This is a genomic window from Nocardia rhamnosiphila NBRC 108938, from assembly GCF_000720425.1.
GTDB classification, from domain to species: domain Bacteria; phylum Actinomycetota; class Actinomycetes; order Mycobacteriales; family Mycobacteriaceae; genus Nocardia; species Nocardia rhamnosiphila.
Window position 1 is genome coordinate 240,967 of record NZ_JOAJ01000006.1, and the last position, 11,529, is coordinate 252,495.

Annotated in this window: 12 protein-coding genes and 1 tRNA gene; 2 read left to right on the forward strand and 11 right to left on the reverse strand. The window is 67.2% G+C overall.

The annotated features are described in order from the left end of the window. Window positions 1-3 precede the first annotated feature (3 nt). The 8 genes from IG75_RS0122055 to IG75_RS0122090 form a co-directional block, all read right to left on the reverse strand. Window positions 4-357 carry a hypothetical protein gene (locus tag IG75_RS0122055; RefSeq protein ID WP_156059049.1) on the reverse strand — a complete coding sequence of 118 codons (354 nt, stop codon included), beginning with the start codon at window positions 355-357 and terminating at the stop codon, window positions 4-6. A gap of 18 nt (window positions 358-375) precedes the next feature. Continuing rightward, window positions 376-1,317, reverse strand: a complete 942-nt coding sequence (locus IG75_RS0122060) for a hypothetical protein (protein WP_156059047.1) — start codon at window positions 1,315-1,317, stop codon at window positions 376-378. 22 nt (window positions 1,318-1,339) lie between these two features. After that, entirely contained in the window at window positions 1,340-2,077 is a 738-nt protein-coding gene (locus tag IG75_RS0122065) for a TetR/AcrR family transcriptional regulator (RefSeq protein ID WP_081877026.1), read from the reverse strand. Window positions 2,078-2,087: 10 nt separating this feature from the next. Next, the gene (locus IG75_RS0122070) at window positions 2,088-3,287 is read right to left on the reverse strand and encodes a thiolase C-terminal domain-containing protein (RefSeq protein ID WP_030523030.1); all 1,200 of its coding nucleotides are present in this window, start codon (window positions 3,285-3,287) and stop codon (window positions 2,088-2,090) included. Window positions 3,288-3,527: 240 nt separating this feature from the next. Beyond that, entirely contained in the window at window positions 3,528-4,682 is a 1,155-nt protein-coding gene (locus tag IG75_RS0122075; protein ID WP_030523029.1) for a thiolase domain-containing protein, read from the reverse strand. Next, window positions 4,679-5,749, reverse strand: a complete 1,071-nt coding sequence (locus tag IG75_RS0122080) for a lipid-transfer protein (protein ID WP_030523028.1) — start codon at window positions 5,747-5,749, stop codon at window positions 4,679-4,681. The genes IG75_RS0122075 and IG75_RS0122080 overlap by 4 nt, the downstream gene beginning before the upstream one ends. Then, the gene (locus IG75_RS0122085) at window positions 5,742-6,215 is read right to left on the reverse strand and encodes a Zn-ribbon domain-containing OB-fold protein (protein WP_030523027.1); all 474 of its coding nucleotides are present in this window, start codon (window positions 6,213-6,215) and stop codon (window positions 5,742-5,744) included. Before IG75_RS0122085 ends, IG75_RS0122080 begins: the two co-directional genes overlap by 8 nt. After that, the gene (locus tag IG75_RS0122090; RefSeq protein WP_030523026.1) at window positions 6,215-6,673 is read right to left on the reverse strand and encodes a DNA-binding protein; all 459 of its coding nucleotides are present in this window, start codon (window positions 6,671-6,673) and stop codon (window positions 6,215-6,217) included. The genes IG75_RS0122085 and IG75_RS0122090 overlap by 1 nt, the downstream gene beginning before the upstream one ends. Window positions 6,674-6,894: 221 nt before the next feature. Between IG75_RS0122090 and IG75_RS0122095 the strand changes: the two genes are divergently transcribed. Further along, window positions 6,895-8,430, forward strand: a complete 1,536-nt coding sequence (locus tag IG75_RS0122095) for an aldehyde dehydrogenase family protein (protein ID WP_030523025.1) — start codon at window positions 6,895-6,897, stop codon at window positions 8,428-8,430. A 24-nt stretch (window positions 8,431-8,454) separates the two neighbouring features. Here the strand turns inward: IG75_RS0122095 and IG75_RS0122100 are convergent, their stop codons facing one another. The 3 genes from IG75_RS0122100 to IG75_RS0122110 all read right to left on the reverse strand — a co-directional run bounded on the left by IG75_RS0122100 (window position 8,455) and on the right by IG75_RS0122110 (window position 11,204). Beyond that, on the reverse strand, window positions 8,455-9,129 hold the full coding sequence (locus IG75_RS0122100) for a VTT domain-containing protein (RefSeq protein WP_081877025.1): 675 nt from the start codon (window positions 9,127-9,129) through the stop codon (window positions 8,455-8,457). 126 nt (window positions 9,130-9,255) lie between these two features. After that, entirely contained in the window at window positions 9,256-9,777 is a 522-nt protein-coding gene (locus IG75_RS0122105; protein WP_030523023.1) for a glycine-rich domain-containing protein, read from the reverse strand. A 977-nt stretch (window positions 9,778-10,754) separates the two neighbouring features. Further along, the gene (locus IG75_RS0122110) at window positions 10,755-11,204 is read right to left on the reverse strand and encodes a nitroreductase/quinone reductase family protein (RefSeq protein ID WP_030523022.1); all 450 of its coding nucleotides are present in this window, start codon (window positions 11,202-11,204) and stop codon (window positions 10,755-10,757) included. Window positions 11,205-11,339: 135 nt separating this feature from the next. Here IG75_RS0122110 and IG75_RS0122115 point away from each other — a divergent pair. Beyond that, a tRNA-Ile gene (locus tag IG75_RS0122115) sits at window positions 11,340-11,413 on the forward strand. Window positions 11,414-11,529: the final 116 nt, after the last annotated feature.

Genomic DNA, 11,529 nt, shown 5'->3' on the forward strand with positions numbered 1-11,529 from the left:
GGGCTACTGAGCGCCGGGGCTGCCGACCGGGCGCATCACCAGATCGAATCGGCGGATGTCGTCGTTGTCGTACCAGCCGTCCGGTCGGCGGGTGTAGACGATGTTTCCAGCTCCGTCGTACAGGTGATCTGGGTAGGGGTCGGTGCCCATGACGTCACCGCGCTGGCGCCACCGTTCGGCCTGGACGGGGTCGAACGGTGGCGGGTCGGTGGCACGGGCCTGTTCTGCGGCGCGGAGTTCGGCGTTGAACTGGTCGAGCACGGCTTGCGCGCGAACTTGTTCGGCGGGGTTAGGGATCCGTGGGTGGTTCTCATCGGCCCCTTCCTCATGGGGACGGCCGGCGGGTGGCTCGTACATCGCAATCTTCGCTTTCTTCTAGATTTCGGCCATCTGGATGATGGTTTTGCCGTCCGGGCCGGGGAACTTGTTGTGTACGAAGAACTGGGTACCGGACTTGAACAGCACCTCGTCGTCGAGTCCGGAGTATTCCCCGACCGGGACTCCTGTCTTGGAAACGATCTGGAATTCCACCTTCTGATTCCCGGCGAATGTGGGGTCCGTGCCGTCAGGTTTCAGTGAGGACGATGGCCAGCCGCTCTCGGTGACCGGCTGCCCTGGCTGGTAGCGGGCCAGTTGGTCTTCGGACAGGTTGATGTGCCGTACAACCGGCCCCTGATGCGGGGGCAGTTTGCCCAGTGCCTCGTCCAGGGCGTTTTTCTGCTGTAGCTCCTCGGGGGTCAACGGTTCACCGCGGTAGAGCTTCTGGTTGATCGTCACCCCGTTCTGGTCGTATTTCATCTGCCCGGTTTGCAGGGCTTTCACGTCATCGGGTGTGAGTGACCAGTTCGTCGAGGTGGGCCGGGTCCCGCCGGGCGCCTTCTTGTTGATCATGTCCCAGATCTGGCCCATGCGCTGTTTGTGGGTGGACCAGTCCGGGATGTCTTTGAACCCGCGGCCCAGCCCTCGCGCTTTGAAGATCGCGATGAACGGCCGGATCTTGGGGCCGTACTTCGCGCACAGTGCCGCCACCCGTGAGGCGCCGATCGCGGCACCGATCGGGCCGGCGGCACCGAAGGTGATGAACGACGCGGCGATGGTCACCGCGCCGGTGATCGCCATCTCGACACCGGTATCGATGACGAACTGGATGAGGAGTCCTTCGATCTCCTTGCGCATCGCTTCGAGTTCGTCGTGGTGTTCGGTAGTCGTAGTGGTCATCTGACCGAACCCGGCCACAGTGACAGCGGCTGCGGCGGACAGCGCTTTAAGGTCGTCGTCGATGTGGTCGAGTTCGGGTGCGGTGATCGGGGCGAACATGGTCGCCACGCGGTCGTGGCCGCTACCGATCCGGGGGACCCGTGAGGATCGCGGTGACGGTATCGATCAGTTCGTTGAGCAGTTCGTCGGGAGAGAGCCGGGTTCCGCTGAGCGCCAGCATGCCGCGCAGACCGTCCGGGTCGCCGAGGGTCTGGAATGTCAGGTTCATGGCCTGGGTGAGGCGGAAACGGATCGTCCGGGAGGCGACGCCGGGGGCGGTCTGCTCCAGCAGGGCGTTGAAACGCAGAGCCTGGGGAGCGAACCCCTCGGTGAGCTTGGTCAGGGCGGGATGGTTACCGCTCATGATGCCCGCGACCAGCCGGATCCACGGTGTGCCGCCGGCGGCGGCGAGTTCGCCGACCGGGCGGACGAAGGCGTCGGCCAGTGCCCGGGCATCGGGTGCGCCGGCGTCCTCGACGGCGTCCAGCAGTTCGGCGCGGCGGGTGTGCAGTTGTTCGCTGCGGCGGCTGATCAGTGCGTCGACCAGGGCGTCCTTGGAGCCGAAGTGATAGTGCACGGACGCGACGTTCGCCCCGGCCTCGGCCATCACCGAACGCAGGGAGACCGCGTCGATCCCGCGTTCGGCGAAGAGCCGTTCGGCGGCCAGGATCAGGCGCTGATCGGTGGGGAGGCCGGCCTCGGGGGAGTGCCCGTGGCCGGGGTCCGGACGGGCCTCGCCGCGGGCAGCGGCCGGACCCCGGCGCGGGGATGCGGCGGGCGAGGATATCTCCCGCCCGGTCCGCACCCGGCTTCTCGTCATGACCGGAACTCTAGGAGACCGCGCCCGGCGCACCGTACAGGGTCACGACGCAGGCCCCGCCGAGGCCGAGATTGTGGGCGAGCCCGAGCCGCGCGCCCTCCACCTGACGCGCACCCGCCGCCCCGCGTACCTGGGTGACCAGTTCCGTGCACTGCGCCAGCCCGGTGGCGCCGAGCGGATGTCCCTTGGAGATGAGCCCACCCGACGGGTTGACCACCCAGCGCCCGCCGTAGGTGGTCGCGCCCGACTCCACCAGCGCCCCGGATTCGCCTTCGCCGCACAGACCCAGCGCCTCGTAGGTGAGCAACTCGTTGATGGAGAAGCAGTCGTGCAGTTCGAGCACATCGATATCGTCGATACCCACCCCGGCGGTCTCCAGTACCTTCCGGCCGGCGATACGCGCCATGGGCGCGCCGACCACGTCGATCATCGACCCCGACTCGAACGAGGCGCCGGTATCGGTCACCAGTTCCTGGGCGAGGATCGGTACCGCTCGATCGAGACCGTGTTCGCGCACATAGCGTTCGCTCACCAGCACCGCCGCGCCGGCGCCGTCGGACATGGGTGAGCACTGTGAGCGGGTCAGCGGATCGGAGACCAGTTTGTCGCCGAGCACCTGGTCGAGGGTGTAGGCGTCCTGGAACTGGGCCTTGGGATTGCGAGTGGAGTGTTCGTGGTTCTTCACCGCGACCCGGGCCAGCTGTTCGCGGGTGGTCCCGTACCGTTCCATATGCTCGGCCGCGGCCGCGCTGAAGAATTGGGCGGTCATCGGTGCGTTACCGAAACCGGCGGCCGCCTTCAGCGCGTCCATGTGCCGGTCCACTGTGGTGACCTTCGGGATCGTGCCGTCACCGGACATCGCCTGTTTGGTCATCTGCTCGAACCCGACCGCCAGCACGATATCGGCCAGCCCGGCCTGCACCCATTCCCGGGCGAGTACGAGCGCGGTGGATCCGGTGGCGCAGTTGTTGTTGACGTTCACCATCGGGATACCGGTGAGGCCGATATCGTAGAGCGCCCGCTGCCCCGCGGTGGAGGGCTGGAAGACATACCCGACGGCGGCGCGCTGCACCTGGTCGTAACCCACTCCGGCGTCGGTGAGCGCCTGGCCCACCGCCTCGGCGACCATCTCCGGATACGTCCAGTCCCGAGACTGGATCTTCTCGAACTTGGTCATCCCGACCCCGGCGACATACACCCGTCCGGTCATTGTTTCTCCTCAGAAGCTGTTACATGCGGTCCGCGGAGGCCGTAGCGAAGCTGGAGGTATCGCCTCATGACCTCTCCTCGGTAGCTGATACATGCGACCCGCGGAGGCCGAAGCGTCGGCGGAGGTATCGCATCATTGCTCTCTCCTCGTCTCGTGCGGTCTCGCGGTCCGCGGATGTGTTGTCGCCCGTGCCGGGCCGATGCGGTGGTGGGTCCGGGCCGACGGCGCCGGAACCGCCGGTCAGGAATTCGGTGGTTCGGCGCCGACCACCCAGAGCGCGTGGAACTGCGCCGCCCCGCCCATGGCGTGGCCGATGGCGCGGCGCGCGTCCGGGACCTGATGCGCACCCGCGGTACCCCGTACCTGCATGGCCGCCTCGGCGAATCGCAGCAGACCCGTTGCGCCCGTGGGATTTCCGGAGAGCACTCCGCCGGACGGGTTGATCGGCAGTTCCCCGCCGAACGCGGTGCGGCCGGAATCCACCACCTTCCACCCCTGGCCGACCTCGGCCAGACCCACGTTCTCGAGCCAGATCGGTTCGAACCAGCTGTAGGGGATGTAGAGCTCGGCGGTATCGATCTCGCGGGCCGGATCGGTGATCCCGGCCTGCCGGTACGCTTCGGCGGCGCACTGCCGTCCGGCCTCGGGGTTCACCTCGTCGCGCCCGGCGAAGTGGCCGGTCTCGGTGCGCCACGACATTCCGTGGATCCAGGCGGGGGGACGGCCGGTGTGGTGGGCGTCGGTTTCCCCGGTGATCACCACCGCGCATGAACCGTCCGAGGACGGGCACGATTCCAGGAAGCGGATCGGATCCCAGAGCATCCGGGATTCGCGCACCTGCTCCACGGTGATATCCGGTAACTGGATATGCGCGTACGGGTTGCGGGTGGCGTTGAGGCGGTGGTTGACCGCGATCTGCCAGCCGATGTGCTCGGGTGCCGCGGACCGGCGGATGTACTCCCGGATCACCGGTGCGAAATGCGCCCCGGCGCCCGCGCCGAGTTGCGCGCTGAAGGGCAGCCCGCGCGAGAGCGCCCAGGTGAAATCACCTTCGGATTCCTTGGAATACGCGACCACCAGCACCCGTCGTGCCAGACCCGCCTGCACCAGGTGGGCGCCGTAGATGGCGGCGTGCCCGCCGACGCTGCCGCCGGTGAACACCCGGGTCACCGGTAGCCCGCGGGCTCCCATCGCATCGGCGAGGTAGAGCTCGGGGTTCATCACTCCGTCGAACAGGTCCGGCGTCTTCGACAGCACCACGGCGTCGATATCGCCGAATTCCAGTTCGGCATCGGCCATTGCCTCGTCGACGGCTTCGCGCACCATCGCGCCGATGGTGACCTTGCGCTTCTTGGCCTGTTTGCTCTGTCCGATTCCGACGACCGCGAGTTTCACCGGTCTCCCTCCAATAGGCAGATCATGTTCTGCTGGAGCGCGGGCCCGTTCGTGGCGTGCGCCAGCGTGCGGTCCGCGCGACCGGTCAGGATGTGCTGTGCCGCGGCGCCGATCCGGATGAGCCCGGTCGCGGTGGTGGGCCGGGCGACCAGTGGCCCGCCCCCGGGATTGATCGTGGCCCCGGACAGTTCGAGTGCCTGCGCCAGCAGCGGTTCCTGGTAGCTGTACTCGGTGTGCAGTTCGGCGATCTGGACCTCGCGGGCGGCGAAACCGGCCTGTTCGGCGGCCTTCGCCGCGGCCACCGTCACCGTGTCGACGCGGGTCAGGTCCCGGGTTCCCGGATAGTGGCTGTCCATCCGGTGGTCGGCGCCGCGCACCCAGGCCGGGCGCTGCGCCAGCCGCCGCGCGGTATCCCCGGCCGCCAGCACCAGGACCGCCGCGGCATCGCCGATCGGTCCCCGGTCGTGTTCACGCAGCGGCGACGCCAGATACGGCGCGGCCAGCAGCTCGTCCACCGTGAACTCACCGGACACCTGGGCGCCCGGATTGCCCACCGCGCCCGCCCGGGCCCGGACCACCACCTCGGCCAGCTGTTTCTCGTCCAGCACCCCGGCGGCGATCAACGCCTGCGCCTGCAGCGCGGCCAGCGCGTCCTGATGCGGCCGCAGCGGGGCCAGGAAGTACGGGTCGAGCTGGGTGGCGGTCACCTGGTCGAGATCGTGGGCCAGCGATCCGCGCCCGACACCGTAGACCACCGCGATCTCGCCCTCGCCGAGTTGCAGCCACGACCACGCCTCGTAAGCGGCCCAGGCGGCATCCATCTCGACATGGGATTCCGAGATCGGTGGCCACGCGCCCACCGCGTCGAGCGATTCGATATAGGCGAAGGTCCGGCCCTCGTGGAAATCGTGGCTGCCCGACGCCCAGAAATCGACCTCCGTGCGATCGATTCCGGCCGAGCCGAGCGCCTCGCGCATCACCGGCAGCAGGATCTCGGCCATATCGTCGTGCCGGTCGGCGGATGTCCCCGGCGACTGCGCGAATGCGACCACCGCGATATCACGCATCGGAACCTCCTGCGACCGGCCGGTAGTAGCGGATGCTGTTCATGGATGTGTCCAGGTCCTCCTCGGCGCACCACACCGGTTCCACGCGCATCCCGATGTGCACATCGGCGAGTTCGACGTCCCGGATCAGATGCATGAGCGTGGTGTCCGCACCGTCGACCTGGATATAGGCCACCAGGTACGGCGGGTCGATCACCTGGCCCGGGAACGGGAAATTCACCACGCAGAACGTTTTGACCACGCCGGTGCCGTCCAGTTCGAACGGCGCGGCGAGCTCGACCAGGCAGCGGGAACAGAATTCGGGGAAGGGCAGGTAGACGCGCTCGCAGGACGGGCAGCGGCGGGCCAGCAGCCGGCGTTCCCGCAACCCGCGCAGAAAGGTCGAACGCCCGGTTCCGGCGACGAAGGTGTAGTCCACCTTGTGCGGGCTGGTGAACGATTCCACGGGCGTGGGCAGGGTGCTCATCAGGACTCCACCGGTTCGAAGCAGACGATATCGCGGATACTGCCTACCCGTTCGGCGCGCCAGCGGGGTGCCACCCGCAGGCCCGCGGCGAGGCGGGACGGGTCGCCGCCGGTATCGACGGCGTGGAAGAGACCGCCTTCGGTGCCGTCGATGGTGATCAGGGCCCAGGCGAAGTGGTCGGCCTCGATCTCGTCGCCGGGCCGGGTAGGCACCCAGGTCCAGTGGGTGACGGTGCCGAAGGGTGTCAGGCGGACCAGCTCGCCGGTGGGGGCCGCGGTGGCCGGGTCGAACTCCAGCGCCGGGCAGAGCACAGCGCCGGCGGCGGTGCGCACCCCGTACAACTCGCCGTCGCGCAGACCGCCGAGGAACGTGCCGATCTTCTCGCCGACCGTCCGGTTGTACGGGAATTCGATGCTGTAGGGCGCGGTGAGACTCGCGTCCGGGGACTCGGCTGTCATCGGTCTCCTGCCGATCGGGGGCGCGGTCCGGCACTGGACCGCGTGTCGATGGTGTCCCGCGCGGCGGCCTCGTGTCAATCACTTGATTGAATCGGTTGATAGCGGCATCGTGGGTAGTCCGGACTTGTTCGGGTGATCCCCGGTGCGTCGCCCGCGCGCATGACGTAAGCTCCGAATTCAAGTAGAACCTGTTCCAATTCCTCCGGTGAGGAGAGATCACCATGGCCATCGTTGAACAGCTGGAGCCGACCGCCGACGGACGCCGGCGGCTCGAGCTGCGCAGCCCCGCTACCCGCGAACGCGTCGGCGAGATCGAGGTGAGCACGGCCGACGATGTGGCCGCGGTCCTGGCCATGGCGCGCGCCGCGCAGCCCGGCTGGGCCGCCCGGCCGGTCGCGGAACGGGCCGCGATCATCCGCAACGCGGTCTCGGTGCTACTGGCCCGTCGCGACGAGATCGTCGAAACGGTGATGCAGGAGACCGGTAAACCGCGAGTCGAGGCGCTGGCCGTGGAAATGGTGCCCGCCTGCGACTTCCTGAACTACTGGAGCGGCCGCGCCACCAAGGACCTGGCCGACGAGAAGCGCCGCCTGCACGGCTACATGCTGCCGCTGAAGAAACTCGTCATCAACTACCAGCCGCTCGGCGTGGTCGGCGTGATCACGCCCTGGAACGGCCCGTTCATCCTCTCGCTGAACCCGATCGCCCAGGCCCTGCTGGCCGGCAACTCGGTGGTGCTCAAACCGTCCGAGGTCACCCCGCACTCGGGGGAGTGGGCGGTCAAGGTGCTGCACGAGGCCGGCGTTCCCGAGGACGTGCTGCAGGTCGTGCACGGTGACGGCGAAACCGGCGCGGCCCTGGTGAGCGGCGATGTCGACAAGATCTCGTTCACCGGCAGCGTCGGCACCGGCAAGAAGATCGCCGCCGCCTGCGCGGGCCGGCTGATCCCGGTCACCCTCGAACTCGGCGGCAAGGACGCGATGATCGTCTGCGCCGACGCCGATCTGGACCGTGCCTCGCTCGGCGCGGTGTACCTGTCGATGTTCAACACCGGTCAGGTCTGTGTCGGGGTCGAGCGGATCTACGTGGTGGAGAGCATCGCCGACCGGTTCATCGAGGAGGTGCGCAAACGCGCCGCCGAGGTGACCTACGGCGCCGTGGGCAAGGATGTCGGCCCGCTGTTCTGGGACCGGCAGCTCGAGATCGTCGAGAAGCACGTCGAGGACGCCAAGGCCAAGGGCGCCACCGTGCTGCTCGGTGGAGAATCCGATACCGCCGAGGGCGTGTTCTTCAAGCCGACCGTGGTCGTGGACGTCACCCACGATATGGACATCATGCAGCAGGAGACCTTCGGCCCGATCGTCGCGATCATGCGCGTCCGGGACGAGGAAGAGGCCGTGAAGATGGCCAACGACTGCCAGTACGGCCTCAGCGGCAGTGTGTTCACCAAGGACAAGGCCAAGGTCGTGCGGCTGGCCAAACAGCTCAAGACCGGGTCGGTGGTGCAGAACGACGCGTCGGTGATCTACGGCGTCGCCGAGGCACCCTTCGGCGGCCGTAAGGACAGCGGTCTGGGCCTGGTCAACGGCCGGGACGCGCTGCGCGGCTTCGCGCACCCGCAGCCGGTGCTGCTGGACCGGTGGGGTCTGAAGAAGGAGAACATCTGGTACCCCTACAGCGAGGCCACCGCCGCCACGCTGGAGAAGACCATCGGCACCCTGTTCGGCAACAAACTGCTGCGCCGTCTGGTGCGCTGACCGGTGGCCCGGCCGCCTGTGTGATCAGGCGGCCGGGTGATCGGCGGGTTCGTCCGCGTCCGCCGCGGCGGTCTTCCCGCGGCCGGAGCGATAGCGTTTGACGACCTCCCAGACGATCGGGAGCACCGAGACGGCCACGATGAGCAGGAAGATCAGGTCGACATTGTCGCGCACGATCGCGATCTGGCCGAGCAGGTAGCCGAGCATGGTGACCCCGGCGCCCCACAGCACGCCGCCGACGACGTTGTAGGTGAAGAACACCGAGTACTTCATCTTGGCCGCCCCCGCGACCAGCGGTGCGTAGGTGCGCACGATCGGGACGAACCGGGCCAGCACAATGGTGATCGGCCCGTGCTTCTCGAAGAACGCGTGCGATTCGTCGAGATAGGACTTCTTGAGGATCTTCGCGTCATCGCTCTTGAACAGCGCGGTCCCGCCCTTGGCGCCGATCAGATAGCCCACCTGATCGCCGGCGATCGCCGCGATCGGGATCAGTACGAGGAGTAGCCAGATCGGCGCGAAGGGTTCGATCTCCGCCGATTTGGAGGCCGCGATGAGCCCCGCGGTGAACAGCAGTGAATCACCGGGCAGTAGCGGGAACAGCAGGCCCGACTCGATGAACACCACGACGAGCAGGCCGAGTAGCACCCAGGTGCCGAACGAGTTGAGCAGATTCACCGGGTCCAGAAAACCCGGCATCAGGGCAAGTTCGGTGGTGGCCGCTGCGACGGCTGAGTAACTCACCCCGCCGAAGATACCGCAGCGTGGCGTGTCGGCTTAATCCGGATTGCCCGAATAGTGAATATATAGCGGTCGGATAGCCGCTCAACGGCCGACGGCGTGCTGCCGCAGGCCGGCCTCGATCGAGGCCACCCGCTCGGCGGGGATTCCCCAGGGCTGTGCCAGTCCCAGCCGGGAATCCAGGTCCCAGAGCACACACTCCTCGCCCGGGCGCGCCACCAGCGACCACGCCACCACAGTACGGCCGAGCCGGCTCGCTGTGTCGTCACCCTGCCCGCCACCCGGCACGTTGCCGTCGCCATCCGGGTAGTGGTGCAGGAACTGTCCATAGGCGCGCTCACAGAACCGCGCGTACCGCCGCGTGCACAAGATGAGCCCGTGCCATGCCTCGTCGACCGCGTGCGACGGCATCCCGATCACCTGACCGTCCGCCATGGCCGCGCCGCAACAGCGCAACCACTGCCGCAATCCCGTGGCCACGAGGTCGCGCGGCTCCCACGGGCAGGTCTTGTAGACGGCTTCGGAGAGCTCGAGCTCATCGACCGCCCGCGTCACGGTGGCGGGATCGATCCCGCGATGGCGGCGGAACGGGGTGAACGCGAACACGCTGTCATTATCGCGGACCGCTCGCCCGACCGGTCTCCGGTACCGGAGACCGGGTCGCGGCTCGGTGGCGGATATCGAGGCGGAGGTCCGGTGGCTCCGCGGTCGAAAAACGTTCGGTGGCAGAGTGTTTTCTCGGTACCGTTGAGAAATGGATCTGGCACCGTTCATCGTGTTGGCATTCGGGGTGGGCTGCCTCGCGGTGGTCGTGGGCATTGTGGTGGTGATCGTCAAGACGAGTTCGCCGCGCGGCGGTAACCGAACGCGGCGGGGTGGTTACGCCTCCTCCGGTGGTATCTGGTCCGCCGACGCCTCGGGCGGTGGAAATTATGGGGACAGTGGTTCTTCCGGTAGCAGTTGTGGCGGTGGAAGTAGCTGCGGGGGCGGCGGTAGCAGTTGTGGCGGTGGCTCGTCGTCGTAGCGACCGGCCGGGAGGGCTCGTTCGAGGGAGCCCGGTAGGCCACGGCAGTCCCGTCGAAGCCATAGGGGGCGCGCGTCTTTCGGTCAGCGTGCCTGTAACTCGCGGTCGCGGGCAATATTTCGGGTGGGACGAGCGAAGCCGATTGTGAGATCGCACAAAAATAGGTCTTCCATATAGGAGTCGCCTTCACCACTTTTCACAGGTGGGGAACCTGTCGGCGTGTTGCGCCCATACCGATTCGGTATCGGTGGAACTGTGTAATTTCACACTGCATCAAGGGTTTTGGGGTTTGTATCCCAAATTGTCCGGCGGTGTATCGGTATGTCCGAAAATCCGTCATATCCGGCGAAACGGTCTCCGGTTGGCTGAAACCGGCGCGCGCACCATAGACCGTTCTCGGGTGCAACGCCACCCTTGACATCGTTACTGTGCGTGCCGTGGTTACCGCATTGGTAGTGCTCGCAATCCTGATTCTCGTTGCCTCCGTAGTCCATCTCGCCAGTCGCCCCCCGGAGGACCTCCGTCCCCGGAGAGCGCGTGCGCGGGTCGGCTCGGAGAGCTACTCCGACTGACCCGCACCACTCGCGGGCGATAGCACGACCACGGCAATCGGACGCTTCGTCATCCGCTGGTACTCGCTGTACCGGCCCTGATTCACAGCGTCCACCAACTCCCAGCGGCGCGCGTACTCCGTATCGTCGGGCAGAGTGACCCGGGCCCGAACCGGAAACGCGCGCCGCCCGACTTGGATCTCACACTCCGGCCGCGCCCGCAGATTCGCCAGCCACCCCGGCGGCCGCGGCGACCCGCCGTTCGAGGCGGTGACCAGATAATCAGTACCGTCCCTGGCATAGGTCAGCGCCGACGTCCGCTCCAACCCCGTCTTCCGCCCCACGGTCCGCAGCAGCAGGGTCGGATTCCCGAACAGCAGCCGATGCCCCACCAGCCCGCCGCTCGTCTCGTACAGCCACTGATGCGCCTGCAACGCCCGCACGAACAGTTTCGCCACGCGCCCTCCTCCGCTCCGGCAACGACCCCACCCTAACCAGGGCCCCGGCACTCCACGGCCTCCCGGACCCGATCAACTGGCCCCCGCCACGCCAACCGGGTACCATCCGACACTTGCGACCTCAGGTCGCTGCCAGGGGCGGTAGCTCAGTCGGTTAGAGCCGTGGACTCATAATCCATTGGTCGTGGGTTCGAGCCCCACCCGCCCCACAAACAGGGTTCTACCAGCGGCAACGTAGGGTGCTACGGACGAGTTGATCCAGAATGGCACCCTTTTACCAATGTATGTGCCGGTAGGATTTGTCCACTGGGAATGGTCTGACGAC

Coding starts and splice junctions, on each gene's coding strand:
- IG75_RS0122055 (WP_156059049.1), bottom strand. CDS start 357: ATGTACGAGCCACCCGCCGGCCGTCCCCATGAGGAAGGGGCCGATGAG.
- IG75_RS0122060 (WP_156059047.1), bottom strand. CDS start 1,317: ATGTTCGCCCCGATCACCGCACCCGAACTCGACCACATCGACGACGAC.
- IG75_RS0122065 (WP_081877026.1), bottom strand. CDS start 2,077: ATGACGAGAAGCCGGGTGCGGACCGGGCGGGAGATATCCTCGCCCGCC.
- IG75_RS0122070 (WP_030523030.1), bottom strand. CDS start 3,287: ATGACCGGACGGGTGTATGTCGCCGGGGTCGGGATGACCAAGTTCGAG.
- IG75_RS0122080 (WP_030523028.1), bottom strand. CDS start 5,749: ATGCGTGATATCGCGGTGGTCGCATTCGCGCAGTCGCCGGGGACATCC.
- IG75_RS0122085 (WP_030523027.1), bottom strand. CDS start 6,215: ATGAGCACCCTGCCCACGCCCGTGGAATCGTTCACCAGCCCGCACAAG.
- IG75_RS0122090 (WP_030523026.1), bottom strand. CDS start 6,673: ATGACAGCCGAGTCCCCGGACGCGAGTCTCACCGCGCCCTACAGCATC.
- IG75_RS0122095 (WP_030523025.1), top strand. CDS start 6,895: ATGGCCATCGTTGAACAGCTGGAGCCGACCGCCGACGGACGCCGGCGG.
- IG75_RS0122100 (WP_081877025.1), bottom strand. CDS start 9,129: ATGCCGGGTTTTCTGGACCCGGTGAATCTGCTCAACTCGTTCGGCACC.